11 protein-coding genes are annotated in these 14,524 nt (G+C 63.8%); 5 read left to right on the top strand and 6 right to left on the bottom strand.

Annotation, left to right across the window (positions count from 1 at the left end; all coding sequences use genetic code 11):
* Nucleotides 1–2 precede the first annotated feature (2 nt).
* From ACOOEX_RS03805 to argE, 5 genes are all read right to left on the bottom strand, one after another.
* On the bottom strand, nt 3–1,166 hold the full coding sequence (locus ACOOEX_RS03805) for a M20 aminoacylase family protein (RefSeq protein ID WP_420397191.1): 1,164 nt from the start codon (nt 1,164–1,166) through the stop codon (nt 3–5).
* Nucleotides 1,167–1,186: 20 nt separating this feature from the next.
* Nucleotides 1,187–2,353, bottom strand: coding sequence for a M20 aminoacylase family protein (locus ACOOEX_RS03800; protein WP_420397190.1), 1,167 nt, complete (start codon nt 2,351–2,353; stop codon nt 1,187–1,189).
* A 14-nt stretch (nt 2,354–2,367) separates the two neighbouring features.
* On the bottom strand, nt 2,368–3,537 hold the full coding sequence (locus ACOOEX_RS03795; RefSeq protein ID WP_420397189.1) for a M20 aminoacylase family protein: 1,170 nt from the start codon (nt 3,535–3,537) through the stop codon (nt 2,368–2,370).
* Nucleotides 3,538–3,638: 101 nt separating this feature from the next.
* Entirely contained in the window at nt 3,639–4,985 is a 1,347-nt protein-coding gene (locus ACOOEX_RS03790; RefSeq protein WP_420397188.1) for an NAD(P)/FAD-dependent oxidoreductase, read from the bottom strand.
* On the bottom strand, nt 4,982–6,145 hold the full coding sequence (gene argE / locus ACOOEX_RS03785; protein ID WP_420397187.1) for an acetylornithine deacetylase: 1,164 nt from the start codon (nt 6,143–6,145) through the stop codon (nt 4,982–4,984). Before argE ends, ACOOEX_RS03790 begins: the two co-directional genes overlap by 4 nt.
* Nucleotides 6,146–6,367: 222 nt before the next feature.
* Here argE and ACOOEX_RS03780 point away from each other — a divergent pair, with 222 nt between their 5' ends.
* The 5 genes from ACOOEX_RS03780 to ACOOEX_RS03760 all read left to right on the top strand — a co-directional run bounded on the left by ACOOEX_RS03780 (nt 6,368) and on the right by ACOOEX_RS03760 (nt 12,151).
* Nucleotides 6,368–7,375 (top strand): ABC transporter ATP-binding protein, encoded by a 1,008-nt coding sequence (locus ACOOEX_RS03780; RefSeq protein ID WP_420397186.1) that lies wholly within the window; start codon nt 6,368–6,370, stop codon nt 7,373–7,375.
* Complete coding sequence (locus tag ACOOEX_RS03775) at nt 7,368–8,360, top strand: ABC transporter ATP-binding protein (protein WP_420397185.1); 993 nt, start codon at nt 7,368–7,370, stop codon at nt 8,358–8,360. The genes ACOOEX_RS03780 and ACOOEX_RS03775 overlap by 8 nt, the downstream gene beginning before the upstream one ends.
* 68 nt (nt 8,361–8,428) lie before the next feature.
* Nucleotides 8,429–10,138, top strand: coding sequence for a peptide ABC transporter substrate-binding protein (locus ACOOEX_RS03770; protein WP_420397184.1), 1,710 nt, complete (start codon nt 8,429–8,431; stop codon nt 10,136–10,138).
* A gap of 92 nt (nt 10,139–10,230) precedes the next feature.
* Nucleotides 10,231–11,241, top strand: a complete 1,011-nt coding sequence (locus ACOOEX_RS03765) for an ABC transporter permease (protein ID WP_071688791.1) — start codon at nt 10,231–10,233, stop codon at nt 11,239–11,241.
* A complete protein-coding gene (locus ACOOEX_RS03760; RefSeq protein WP_420397183.1) occupies nt 11,234–12,151 on the top strand; it encodes an ABC transporter permease in 918 nt (305 codons plus the stop codon). The genes ACOOEX_RS03765 and ACOOEX_RS03760 overlap by 8 nt, the downstream gene beginning before the upstream one ends.
* Before the next feature lie 127 nt (nt 12,152–12,278).
* On the opposite strand, the gene ACOOEX_RS03755 is transcribed toward ACOOEX_RS03760, so the two are convergent.
* Nucleotides 12,279–14,486 carry a primosomal protein N' gene (locus tag ACOOEX_RS03755; RefSeq protein ID WP_420397182.1) on the bottom strand — a complete coding sequence of 736 codons (2,208 nt, stop codon included), beginning with the start codon at nt 14,484–14,486 and terminating at the stop codon, nt 12,279–12,281.
* Between the last annotated feature and the right edge of the window lie 38 nt (nt 14,487–14,524).

Here is a 14,524-nt window from a genome sequence, read left to right as displayed (position 1 = left end):
CGTCAGGCCGCCGGCATCCGGCGTTCCACGATCTCGGCCCACCAGCTGCAGCCTGCCGGAATTGCCTCATCCGTGAAGTTGTATTCCGGGTGGTGGACGGCGGCGGTATCGCCATTGCCAACGAGGATATAGGCGCCGGGGCGTTCCTCCAGCATGAAGGCGAAATCCTCGCCGCCCATGACCAGCGGCGCCTCGTCACAATCACCGGAAACGGCGCGGGCGACCTCGGCGGCGAATTCGGTCTGCTCGGGGTGGTTCACCATCACCGGATAGTTGCGCTGATAACGCACGTCTGCGCTTCCGCCCATGGCGGCGCTGACTTGTTCCGCAATGGCGGTCAGGCGCGTCTCGGCAAGGTCGCGCATCTCGGGCGACATGGTACGCACGGTGCCTTTCAGATGCACGCTTTGCGGGATCACGTTGAACGCTTTGGAGCTGCTTTCTATAGATGTCACGGACACCACGATGTTTTCCACCGGGTCGGCATTGCGGCTGGCGATGGTTTGCAGCATCGTCACCACCTGCGCCGCCGTCACGGTTGGGTCGATGGTTTCCTGCGGTTTCGCGCCATGACCGCCGCGACCCGTCACGGTAATCTCAAACAGGTCCGTGGCCGCAAAGAACGCGCCGGAGCGGATGGCAAACTTGCCGACGGGCTGGCCCGGCCAGTTATGCATCCCATAGACCTCCTGAATACCCCACCGGTCCATCATGCCATCGTCGCACATCTCCTTGCCGCCGCCGCCGCCTTCTTCGGCGGGCTGGAAGATGACCACGACCGTACCGTCAAAGTTGCGGGTCTCAGAGAGGTATTTCGCGGCCCCGAGCAGCATCGCAGTGTGCCCGTCATGGCCACAAGCATGCATCGCGCCCGCTGTCTTCGAGGCGTAGGGTAGCCCGGTTTCCTCATCCATCGGCAGCGCGTCCATATCGGCGCGCAGACCGATGACGCGGCCCTTGCTGTCGGACTTGCCCTTGATGACCCCGACAACCCCAGTGCGCCCGATGCCGGTCACGATCTCGTCGCAGCCGAATTCAGTCAGCTTCTCGGCCACAAGGGCAGAGGTCCGGTGGGTTTCGAACAGGATTTCGGGATTCTCATGAATATCGCGCCGCCATTCGGTGATTTCGGGCAGCAGTTCCGCGAAGCGGTTCTTGACGGGCATTCTCTCTCTCCAGTTTCGGTCTATTGCGCCGGCATGCGGCGTTCGACGAGCTCGGCGAAGAAGCTGCACCCGGCAGGGATCGCGTCGTCGTCGAAAACATAGGCGGGGTGGTGGCACATGGCCGTGTCGCCATTGCCAAGGAAGATATAGGCGCCGGGGCGTTCTTCCAGCATGTAGGCGAAATCCTCGGAGGGCATGATCGGATCGACATTGTCGACGACCCGGCCCGCGACGGCGGCGGCAGCCTCGGCGGCGTGGCGGGTTTCCTCCTCGTGGTTGATCGTGGCCGGGTAGCCCGGCGTCCAGATGACCTCGGCCTTGGCCCCGAAGGCGGCAGCGGTGGATTCCGCCACCTGGCGCACGCGTTCCTCAGCCATCGCCCGGTATTCGGGGTCGAGCGTGCGCACGGTGCCGTTCAGCCGCGCGGTATGGGCGATGACGTTGGACGCGGTGCTGTCGGTATCGAAGGTGCCCACGGTCAGCACCACGCGTTTGATCGGGTCGACATTGCGCGACACGATGGAATGCAGGCTGACCACGATTTGCGAGGCAACCAGCGTCGTGTCGATCGCGTGATGCGGAGCAGCTGCATGGCCGCCCTTGCCGGTCACGACGATCTCGAATTCATCGGACGAGGCCAGTAGCGCGCCGGGGCGGATTGCAAACTCACCCGTGGGCAGGCCGGGCATGTTGTGCAGGCCATAGACCTCCTGAATGCCCCACCGGTCCATCAGCCCGTCCTCGCACATGGCCTTGCCGCCTGCGCCGCCTTCCTCCGCGGGCTGGAAAATCAGCACCACGGTGCCGTCGAAATTCCGCGTCTCAGCCAGATATTTCGCGGTCCCGAGCAGGATCGAGGTATGCCCGTCATGGCCGCAGGCATGCATCTTGCCCGGAACGGTCGAGGCATAGTCCACACCCGATGCCTCGTGGATCGGCAGCGCATCCATATCGGCGCGCAGCCCGATCACCCGGCCTTTGGAGTCGGTCTTGCCCTTGATGACGGCCACTACCCCGGTCTTGCCGATGCCCGGCGTCACATCGGTCACCCCCATCTCTTTCAGCCGATCCACGACGAAAGCGGCGGTTTCATGCACCTCGTACATCAGCTCGGGGTGCTGGTGCAGGTGGCGGCGCCAGCCCGCGATTTCGGGCTGCATTTCGGCGAGGCTGTTCTTCACGGGCATGGCGCGATCTCCTGTTAGGCGGGCATTCGTCGTTCGACGATTTCGGCGAAGAAGCTGCATCCGTAAGGGATCGCCTCGTCGTTGAAATTGTACTCGGGGTGGTGAACCTTCTTGGTATCGCCATTGCCGATATTGATGAAGGCCCCGGGCCGGGCGCGCAGCATGTAGCTGAAATCCTCGGCCCCCATGCGCGGCGGACGGCCATAGCGGACGCGGGTTTCGCCTGCCACGGCGCGGGCAACCTCAGCGGCAATCTCGGCGTTTTCCTCGTGGTTCACGGTCACAGGGTAGCCGCGTTCATAGTGAATTTCAGCGGTGCAGCCATAGGCGGCGGCGGTGGCGTTCACGATCTCGATGATGCGCACCTCGGCCATATCGCGCACCTCTTCATCGAGCGTGCGGATCGTGCCCGCCAGCCGCACCGTGTCGTCGATGACGTTGGTTGCCGCGCTTTCGGTGGCCATCACGCAGATCGACACCACGACGGACTTGATCGGGTCCACGTTGCGGCTGGCCACGGTTTGCAGCGCCATTACGGTGGCGCAGGCGGCGGGAACCGGGTCGATCACGTTATGGGGCTGCGCGGCATGGCCGCCCCGGCCCCGGATCACGATCTCGATCTCGTCGGCGGCGGCCATGATCGGGCCGGGGCTGACGCCGAACTCGCCCACAGGCAGGCCCGGTTCGTTGTGCATCCCGTAAACTTCCTGAATGCCCCACCGTTCCATCATGCCGTCGTCCACCATGGCCTTTCCGCCGGCCCCGCCTTCCTCGGCGGGCTGGAAGATCAGCACCACGGTGCCATCGAAATTCCGCGTCTCAGCGAGGTATTTCGCGGCCCCAAGCAGCATCGCCGTATGCCCGTCATGGCCGCAGGCATGCATCTTTCCGGGCGTTTTGGAAGTATAGGGCAGCCCGGTCTTTTCATCCATCGGCAGCGCGTCCATGTCAGCGCGCAGCCCAATCACGCGGCCCTTGGTATCCGACTTGCCCTTGATGACGCCGATCACCCCGGACCGGCCCACGCCCGGAACAACCTCGTCGCAACCGAATGCTTTCAGCTTTTCCTCGACCAGCGCCGTGGTGCGCGGCAGGTCGTAGAGAATCTCGGGGTTCTCATGCAGGTCGCGGCGCCACTCGGTGATCTCGGGCAGCAATTCGGCAAGACGATTCTTCACGGGCATTCGCAGATTCCTTACCAAAGCAATGAAGGGGTCAGGCGAAACCTGACCGATTGTTCAAATCCCGGCAAGGGGGCAGACCGCCAAACTGACGGCACGTCGCGTCAGATGTCCGGGCCAAGTTCGATCCGCGACCCATCCGAGAAGCGATCCAGGCGGAAGCGGGACAGGTCGTGGCCCACGTCTTCCCCGGCGATCATCGAGGCCATCACCCGCCCAAATCCCGGCCCGATCCCGAAGCCATGTCCGCACATGCCCGTGCAAATGGACAGGCCAGGCAAACTGGCGGCACGGTCCACCACGGGCACGATATCGGGCATCGTGTCGATCATGCCCGCCCAGGCCAGCGCGCCCTCGACCCGGCCAAGCGCTGGAAACTCCTGTTCAAAGCCGCGCAACAGGCGCGCGACCGTCTTGCCATGGGGCGCGGGGTTCAGAACGCGCATCCGTTCGAACGGGGTTTCGTCCACATCGCGCCAGACGCGCGGGGTGGTCCAGCCGTCGGGATAGCCGCGTGGCGACACCGGATGATACACCCGCCCCCACGGATCGCGGCGCAGTTGTGGCAGGTATTTCGGCACATGGCGGAACGCATCCCAACCCAGGAAAATCTCGTGAAAGCCGCCATTGGCCAGCGTGTAGCCGCCATCATCGCGCCTGCGGAAAGCAAGGCTCTGCCCCGTCGCACCACCGCCATGCACATCCGGCAGCGCCTTTGTCGCCACGACCGTGGCCTTGACCGACAGTTGCGGGATGCGGATGCCATGCTGGCGCAGCAGCAGCGATGACCACGCGCCCCCCGCGACCACCACCTCGGGCGCGCGGATGCGGCCCTGTTCGGTGATAACGCCCGCAACCTTGCCGCCTGCGACATCCACCAGTCGCGCGGCGCAGTTTTCCACGATCACCGCGCCCTTGCGCACGGCCGCGCGCGCCAGCGCAGGAACGGCGATCCAGGGCTCGGCCTTCATGTCGCTCGGCGTATGCAAGGCACCGGCCCAGGGCGTGCTGCCGCCGGGAAGCAGATCGGCGGTCTCACGCGCGCTCAGCAAGCGGCTGTCCACGCCCGACCCTGCCACATCGTCGAGCCAACCCTGAAAGCCCGCCATCTCGGTCTCACTCTTGGCGAGATAGGTCAGCCCGCATTGCTTCAGGCCCAGATCCTCACCAACCTCGGTTGCCAGTTCCTTCCAGAGCCGGTTCGCCTCCATCATGATCGGCAGTTCCGCAGGGTCGCGCCCCTGCTGGCGGACCCACCCCCAGTTGCGGCTGCTCTGTTCCGCCGCGACCCGGCCTTTTTCCAGAACGACCGGTCTGAGCCCCTTCTCAGCAAGGTAATAGGCCGTCATCACCCCGATGACGCCACCACCGATGACAACGATATCCGCCGAATCCGGCGGCGGTCCTGCATGTTCCACGGGCCGGTGCAGGCCAAGCGGGAAGACCGTCATTGGCAGAGCGTCTCCAGCAACCGGTCCATGAAGCGTTCCCCGGCCTCGAATTGTTCAACGGTGATGAATTCATTCGGCTGATGCGCCTGCGCGATGTTACCGGGGCCACAGACCACGGCGGAATAGCCGCCGTGCTGGAACTGCCCGGCTTCGGTGCCGTAGCTGACCACATGGGTGGCGTTGTCGCCGGTCAGGCGGCGGACAAGCTCCTCCGCCGCGCCGTTTTCTTCGGGCTTCAGTCCCGGCACGTCCCAACGGCGGTCAATCTGGATAAAGCATGACGGGTGCACTTTCTGCATCTTCGCCTCCAGCGCCCGCACCTCCGCTTCGTAGCGCGCGCCCCATTCGTCCATCGATTCCCCCGGCACGCAGCGGAAGGACATGACGAAGCGGCAATCCTTGGCGGTGATGTTATGCGCGGTCCCACCCTCGATCATACCCACATGCAGCGTGGTGAAGGGCGGCTCGAACAGCGCGTCGGCGCCCTGGGGCACCTTCGCCCGATTCTCGTCATTCATCTTATTGGCCCAGTCGATCAGCTTGGCGCCCTCCATGATCGCGGAGACGCCATCGTCGATCATGGAACTGTGCACCTCGAACCCGCGCAGATGGGTGTCGTAACCGATTCCCCCCTTATGGCCGGTCACGACCTGCATCATCGTGGGTTCCCCGATGATCGCCAATTGTGCTTTCGGCAGGGTGCCCTGCATGTGCCGGATCATGGGTGGCGCGCCTGTACAGCCGATTTCCTCATCGCGGGAGAGGCAGATTTGCAGCGGCTTTTTCAGCGACAGCTTCGACGCCTTCGCCATCGCCGCCATGGCCAGCGCATCGAAGCCCTTCATGTCGCAACAACCGCGCCCGAAGAGCTTTCCGTCCTTCTCGACAACAGTGAACGGATCGGTTGACCAGTTCTGACCGTCCACCGGCACAACGTCGGTATGACCCGACAGAATGACGCCACCCTCGATGTCAGGACCGATATGCGCATAGAGGCTCGCCTTGGTCCGATCCTCATTGTAGTCGCGGAAACAGCGTGCCCCGAGCCCGGTCAGCCAGGTCTCTGCCCAATCAATCAGGTCTAGGTTGCTGTCGCGGCTAACTGTCGGAAATGAAACGAGCTTTTCGAGAAGGTCGCGGGAGTTCATCTCGGCGGGCATGGGCAGGTTCCTTTGTGCTTCCCGCCCGAGCCTCTTCCTACCCTGCCAGCCCGTCAAGCCCACCCTCGACAAATGCTCAAATTTTGCCCGAATGGTCAAAACCGAACCCAAGGTCATCCTCAAAGCGCTTGCGAGGGGGGAAATTCCTGATACCGTGACGGGAATGAACGCACCCGCCCGGCAGAGGCGGGGCGATGTCCAACCGGTGAGGAGCGTCTGGTGATGCTTGATGGGGCACAGCCCTCCGTCCTTGATGTCAAGGACCTCAAGACCGTATTCAAAACCCGGCGTGGGGAAGTCCACGCTGTGAACAATGTCAGCTTCAGCCTGAAGGCAGGGGAGCTTCTGGGCGTTGTCGGGGAAAGCGGTTCTGGAAAATCCGTGACAATGATGTCCCTTATCGGGCTGGTTCCGGCGCCTCCGGCGGTGGTGACCGGTGCGGGCGTCATGTTTGAAGGTCAGGATCTGCTGACCGCGACCGACGACCAACTGCGCGCCGTTCGTGGTGCCCGGATCGGGTTTGTCTTTCAGGACCCGATGACCTCGCTGAACCCCGTGTTCAACGTCGGCTTCCAGCTGATGGAACCGCTGCGCAAGCATATGGGCATGTCCAAGGCCAAGGCGCGGGTGCGGGCCAAGGAACTGCTGGAACTGGTCGGCATCCCGGATGCGGAACGACGGCTGAAGGATTATCCGCACCAGTTTTCCGGCGGCATGCGTCAACGGGTGATGATTGCCATCGCGCTGGCCTGCGACCCCAAGGTGCTGATCGCGGACGAACCGACGACCGCACTCGACGTGACCATCCAGGCGCAGATACTCGAACTGATGAAGGACCTGCGCGACAAGCTTGGCATGGCCGTGGTCTGGATCACCCATGACCTCGGCGTCATTGCCGGCATCGCGGACCGGGTGCTGGTCATGTATGGAGGGCAGGTGGTGGAACATGCACCCGTGCGCGAACTTTTCGCCAACCCCAAGCACCCTTACACCCGCGCCCTGCTGGAAACCGTGCCGCATGTACGTGGTGTACGGGCCGAGCGGCTGGAGGTGATCGAAGGTCAGCCCCCGATCCTGCGCGCCCACCCCACGGCCTGCCCGTTCCGCGACCGCTGCGACAAGGCGTTTGACCGCTGTGCGCGGGAGAACCCTTCGCGCTACCCGGTTGGCCCTGTACATGACGTGGCCTGTTTCTGGGACCCCGAGACCGGAGGCGCACGCGATGTTTGATACGGCTCAGCGCAAGAAACTCGTCTCGGTCAACGGGCTGAAGATGTATTTCCCCATCCATACCGGTCTGCTGCGCCGCCACACGGGCGACGTGAAGGCGGTGGATGACGTCAGCTTTGACATCTACGAGGGCGAGACGCTTGGCCTCGTGGGGGAATCCGGCTGTGGCAAATCCACCTGCGGGCGCGCGGTGCTGCGGCTTTACGATCCGACAGCCGGTACAATCGAGGTCGATGGCACCGATATCTCGACCACATCGCAAAGCGGGCTGCGCAAGATGCGTCCGGTCATGCAGATGGTCTTTCAGGATCCTCAGGCCAGCCTTAACCCGCGCATGTCGGTGGCCGATATCATCGGCGAGCCGCTGCGCGAGCATACCAACAAGTCCAAAGCCGAACGGCTGGAGCGCATCTATGAGCTGATGGATGCCGTGGGTCTGAACCGCGATTTCGCCAACCGCTACCCGCATGAGTTTTCCGGCGGCCAGCGTCAGCGCATCGGGATCGCCCGCGCCCTGGCGCTGAACCCCAAATTCATCGTCTGCGACGAGCCGATTGCAGCGCTTGACGTGTCGATCCAGGCGCAGGTGGTGAACCTGCTGGAAGACCTGCAATCCGAACTTGGCCTGACCTACCTCTTCATCAGCCACGATCTTTCCATGGTCCGCCATATCGCGGACAGGGTGGCGGTGATGTATCTGGGGAAGGTGGTGGAACTTGCGCCGCGCGAAGGGCTCTATAACGATCCCAAGCACCCTTACACGGTCGCGCTTCTGTCAGCGGTCCCCGAACCCGACCCGGCGGCGCATGACTCCGCCAACCGCATCATTTTGCAAGGCGACGTGCCAAGCCCGTCGAACCCGCCGCAGGGCTGCAACTTCTGCACCCGCTGCCCGAAGGTCATGGATATCTGCAAGCAGGAAGACCCCGAGTTCCGAGAGATCGAACCGGGCCGCTTCGTTGCCTGCCACCTGTATAACCAATGAGATCGCTGAATAACGGCGACACCCATGAGGTCACAAGAGCTCAAGAGACCAACAAGGAGAGAGACAACATGAAGTTAAGACATCTCATGCTAGGGGCTGCGGCGGCTTTCGCCCTCGCCCCGATGGCCGCGATGGCCGAGCGTGGCTCAGATGGCCAGCTCAACATCATCTACTGGCAGGCGCCTTCGACGCTGAACCCGTATCTCTCGGGCGGCACGAAAGAGGTGGAATCCGCCTCGCTGGTGCTGGAATCCATGGCGCGCTTTGACAGCGACGGCAACCTTGTGCCGTTCATGGCCGAAGACATCCCGACCGTTGAAAACGGTGGCGTGGCCGAGGATCTGACTTCGATCACCTGGACCCTGCGCGAAGGCCTGCTGTGGTCCGACGGTACGCCCGTGACCGCGAATGACGCCGTGTTCACCTGGGAATACTGTACCCACCCCGAAGGCGGCTGTGCGCAGGCCAGCTACTTCGACGGCGTGGAAAGCGTGGAAGCCCTGGACGACCGCACCGTTCGCGTGAACTTTGCAGCGCCCAAGCCCTTCCCCTACACTGCCTTCGTCGGCTCCGAGAGCCCGATCATTCAGGCCGCCCAGTTCGCTGACTGCCTTGGCGCAGCCGCGCCCGAGTGCACCGAGGCCAACTTTGGCCCGATCGGCACCGGCCCGTTCGTCGTGGAAGAATTCCGCCCGAACGACGTGATCACCTTCGTCGCGAACGAGCACTACCGTAACCCCGACCAGCCGGCCTTCGCCCGCGTGGTGTTCAAAGGTGGCGGCGACGCTGCGTCTGCGGCCCGCTCGGTTCTGGAAACCGGTGAGTTTGACTATGCCTGGAACCTCCAGATCGACCCGACCCTTCTGGCCGAGATGGAAGCCAACGGCATCGGCACCGTCGTGACCGCGTTCGGTACCTCGGTTGAGCGTCTGCACCTCAACCAGTTCAACCCCGATCCGGCCCTTGGCGACGCACGCTCGACCGCAGAAGGCGGACCGCACCCGTTCCTGACCAACCCGATCATCGGTCAGGCCATGTCCATGGCCATCGACCGCGCGCTGCTGGTTGAAATCGGCTATGGTGCAGGCGGCCAGCCCACCTGTAACGTGCTGCCCGCACCGGCGCTCTATGCCTCCACCGCCAATGACGGTTGTCTGACCCAGGACATCGCCGGCGCCAACGCGCTGCTCGATGAAGCGGGCATCGTCGACACTGATGGTGACGGCATCCGCGAGTACGAAGGCACGCCGCTTCGCGTTCTCTACCAGACCTCGACCAACGCCGTCCGTCAGGACACCCAGGCGCTGATCAAGCAGTGGTGGGCCGAGATCGGCATCGACACCGAGCTTCGCAACATCGACGCGTCCGTGTTCTTCGGCGGTGACCCGGCTTCGCCCGACACCTACCAGAAGTTCTATGCAGACATCGAGATGTACACCAACAACTTCGCTGGTGTGGACCCCGAAGCCTACATGGCCAACTGGCGTTGTAACGAGATCCCGGGCCCGGACACCCAGTGGCAGGGCTCCAACATCCAGCGCTTCTGCTCGGAAGAGTATGACGCCCTCGTCACCGAGATGAGCCAGACCGCACCGCTCGAAGAGCGTGGCCGCCTGGCCCGCGAGATGAACGACATGCTGATGCAGTCCTACTCGATCATCCCGCTGATCCACCGTGGTGGCGTATCGGCCCATGCGAACTCGCTCGGCGGTGTGCGCATGTCCGACTGGGACTCCGAACTGTGGAACATCGCAGAATGGTATCGCATCGACGAGTGATCTCGATCTGAAAACCGCAGCCGCATCCCTCTGGGGGTGCGGCCCATCTCAGACCCCACACAGTACAGACTTCTGAACCGAGGCGCCCGCCCATGCTGACTTTCACGATCCGTCGCTTGTTCATGGCAATCCCGACGCTTCTGTTCATAAGCCTGATCATCTTTCTGATCCTCGATCTGGCCCCGTCCGATCCCACGGCCAGCCTGCCGCTGACCATCCCGCCAGAGGTGCGGGCCGAGATCCGGGCCTCGCTCGGCCTCGATGAACCCATCCACATCCGCTTTGCCCTGTGGCTGCAGCAGTTCTTCGTGAACGAGCCTCTGAACCTCATAGAACAATGGACCGGCTGGACCATCGGCGATGGCGACCGTACCCGCGTGATCTCATGGCAGACCCGCAGCCCGGTGGTCGACATCATAGCGCAGCGCATGCCCCAGACCCTGTGGGTTGTCGGCACCGCTTACGTGGTCGGCATCCTGATCGCGCTGCCCATTGGCATCTATTCGGCCTATCGCCAGTATTCGATCTTCGACCAGGCCGGTACCTTCATCACCATGGTCGGCTTCTCGGTACCGCCCTTCTTCTCGGGCGTTCTGGTGATCGTGATCTTTGCCGTGCAGCTTGGCTGGTTCCCCTCGGTCTATGACACGACCCATGTGGTGGTGGACTGGGACAGCTTCGTCGTGCAGCTCAAGCAGATGATCCTGCCGGTGATGGTGCTTGCGCTGCAGATCACCAGTCAGATCAGCCGGTTCATGCGTGCCTCGATGCTCGACAACCTCAACCAGGATTACGTGCGCACCGCCCGCGCCAAGGGTCTCACGGAAAGCGTCGTGGTCATGGTTCACGTCTTGCGCAACTCGATGATCCCGGTGGTGACTGTGATTGCGCTTGGTGTGCCGCAGGTCTTTGGCGGCGCCATCATCACCGAGCAGGTGTTCAAGGTAAACGGTCTTGGTCACCTGCTGATCGGCGCCATCCAGGGGGGCGACATTCCCACGGTGCAGACGCTGACCTTCATCTTCGCGGTGCTTATCGTGCTCTTCAACCTGATTGCCGACGTGCTCTACGGCATTCTTGACCCGAGGATCCGCTATGACTGATCTGACCACACTCGAAGCGGAAACCTACCAGAAGCCGCGCAACCAGTGGTGGGATGTGTGGGACCAGTTCAAGACCCACAAAGGGGCGCTCATCGGCGCGGCCTTCTTCATCTTCGTGCTGATCTTCGTCTTTCTGGGCCCGATCTTCTGGACGCTGGACGCGCAATATATCGACATCCGCGCCCGCAGCCAGGGCCCGTCCTGGGCCCACCCCATGGGCACCGACCAGTTGGGCCGCGACACGTTGGCCCGGATCATGGTGGGCGGACAGACCTCGTTGCTGGTAGGGCTGACGGCAATGCTGCTGGCACTGATCGTGGGCACGCTGGTGGGTGTTCTGGCGGGCTATTTCAAACGGCTCGACGGCATCCTGATGCGCCTGACCGATCTGTTTCTGGCGCTGCCGCTGCTGCCGCTGCTCTTGGTCATCATCATGCTCTTCCGCGACACGCTGCGCGCGCAGTTCGGGCCGGAGAAGGGTATCTTCATCCTGATCGTCTTCGTCATCGGCATCACCAGCTGGATGCAGACCGCACGGATCGTGCGCGGCGATGTGCTGGCCCTGAAGGAGCGCGAATTCGTTCTGGCCGCCCGATCCATCGGAACGCCGCCCTACAGGATGATCACCCGCCATGTGCTGCCCAATGTGCTGTCGCCGATCATGGTCTCGGCCACGCTCGGCATTGCCAACGCGATCATCACCGAAAGCGCGCTGTCCTTCCTGGGCCTGGGCTTCCCGTCGGATTTTCCGACATGGGGGCGGCTGCTGTTCGACGGCACCGACTGGCTGCAGAGGAACCCAGAGCGGGTGATCTGGCCGGGCCTCGCCATTTCGCTGACCGTTCTATCGGTGAACTATATCGGCGATGGCTTGCGCGACGCGCTCGATCCCAGAATTCGCGGCCGCTAAAGTCCCCCCTTTCATCTTGGCCCAACTGCCTCAGGGGGGTCGCCATTGGATGCGCCATTGGTTCAAGCCCAATGGCGACGGGGGAAGATCCCCCCCGCGGGTCGACGCCGAAGGCGGCGAAACACCCTCAGTAAAAGCTCTGCGGGTCGATATCGACCGACACCCGCAGGTTTTTCGGCAGCTTCAGCCCCCCCAACCATTGCCGCAGCGCAGTCTGGATCGGCGCGCCTTTGGGGGCCTTCACCAACAAACGCACCCGATGCCGCCCCCTGATCCGCGCAATTGGTGCCGGGGCGGGGCCGTAGACGATCCCGTCGATCGCCCGGATCGGAGCATCCGACCGCGCCAGATGGGTGCCGAGATCGAAAGCCGCAGCCGCCTCGGGCGCAGAGATCACGATCCCGGCCAGCCGCCCGAAGGGGGGCATGCCCGTTGCCCGGCGTTCATCGGCCTCGGCCCGCCAGAAGCCTTCCTCATCCCCGGACAGGATCGCGCGGATCACCGGATGATCGGGCTGAAAGCTCTGCAACAGGGCCGTTCCCGGCTTCTCCGCGCGACCGGCCCGGCCTGCCACCTGCCGCATCAGCTGAAACGTCCGCTCCGCCGCGCGCAGGTCGGACCCTTGCAGGCCCAGATCCGCGTCGATCACGCCGACCAGCGTCAGCCGGGGGAAATTATGCCCCTTGGCCACCAGCTGCGTACCGATGATGATATCCGTCTCACCATCGGCAATCTCGGCGATCCGGGCCTTCAGCGCGCGGGCCGAGCCGAACAGGTCCGAGGACAGCACCGCCTGTTTCGCCTCTGGGAAGAGCGCCGCCGCCTCCTCCGCCAGCCGCTCCACCCCCGGTCCGACAGCTGCCATCTTGCCCTCGACCCCGCAGGACGGGCAGGCCGCTGGCATCGGTTTCGTCTCACCGCATTGGTGGCACATCAGCCGCTTGAGAAACCGGTGCTCCACCATCCGCGCGTCGCAATGGTCACAGCCCACCTGTTCGCCGCAGGCCCGGCAGATCGTGACCGGCGCATAGCCGCGGCGGTTGAGGAACAGAAGCGCTTGTTCCCCCGCTTGCAATCGAACCCTCACAGCGCCCTGCAGCGTCGGGGAAATCCAGCGATTGCCGGGCAAGTCCTCCCCCCGCATGTCAATCGCCCGCATGTCGGGCATCACGGCGGGACCGAAACGGTCGGTCAGGTCGATCCGCGTGTATTTTCCCGACTCCGCGTTCCACCAGCTTTCCAAGCTCGGCGTGGCCGAAGCTAGCACCACCTGCGCGTCATTCAGGGAGGCCCGCAGAACCGACATATCCCGTGCGTTGTAAAGCGCCCCGTCCTCCTGCTTGTAGGAGGTGTCATGCTCCTCATCGACGACGATCAGGCCGAGGTCGCGGAACGGCAGGTAGAGCGCGGACCGCGCGCCCACGATCAACTGCGCTGCCCCCTGCCCGACCATGCGCCAGCAACGGCGGCGCTCGGTCATGGTGACGCCGGAATGCCATTCGGCGGGTTCCGCGCCGAAGCGGGCCTTAACGCGGGTCAGGAACTCGGAAGTCAGGGCAATCTCGGGCAACAGCACAAGCGCCTGCCGCCCCTGCCGCAGGCATTCCGCTACAGCCTCCAGATAGACCTCCGTCTTGCCCGATCCGGTGACGCCCTTCAGCAGCGTGGTGCCGTAGCGCCCGGCGCGGATGCCCTCGCAGATCTGCACGGCCGCCCCCGCCTGTGCTTCGGTCAGCTCCTTGCCGTCACGCTCCGGATCAAGCGGCAGGTAGGGCGCATCGCGGGGCGTGTCGAATTCCTCCACCACGCCCTGTTTCACCAGCCCCTTGATGACGGAGGAGGTCACGCCCGCCATTTCCGACAACTCGCCAAGCGTGAAACTGACCCCGCCATACTCCTCCAGCACCGCAATCACGCGGGTGCGGGCGTCGGTCATGCGGTCAGGCTCGCCATAGCCAACCCGGTAGAGCTTGCGCATCGAGGGCGGATCGGCCAGCCCCGGCGCGCGGGTGGCCAGCCGCAGCATCTGCGACAGGGGCGTCAGCGTGTATGACCCCACGCGCGTCAGAAACTCCTGCATCTCGGACCGCATCGGGGCCACGTCCAGCACCTTCAGGACAGACCGGATCTTGGCCGGGTCCCAATCGCCCCGCCCCGGCCCCCAGACCACGCCAAGCACCTTGCGCGGCCCAAGCGGCACCTGCACGAAAGCCCCCATCCAGCAGCCGCCCTCGGGTGCCTTGTAATCCAGCACCCGGTCCAGCGGTTCGGCGGTCAGCACGCCGACAAGGCTGCCTTCCTCGAAGAATTCCTGCTCTGCCTGCATGTCACTCATGTTACCGCAATCATAGTTGGGCTTTCCGCCGCGTCTAA

This window comes from Nioella sp. (genome assembly GCF_965215655.1).
GTDB lineage: Bacteria > Pseudomonadota > Alphaproteobacteria > Rhodobacterales > Rhodobacteraceae > Nioella.
The sequence above is the reverse complement of the archived record's forward strand: the minus strand, read 5'-3'. Positions and strand labels throughout refer to the sequence as shown.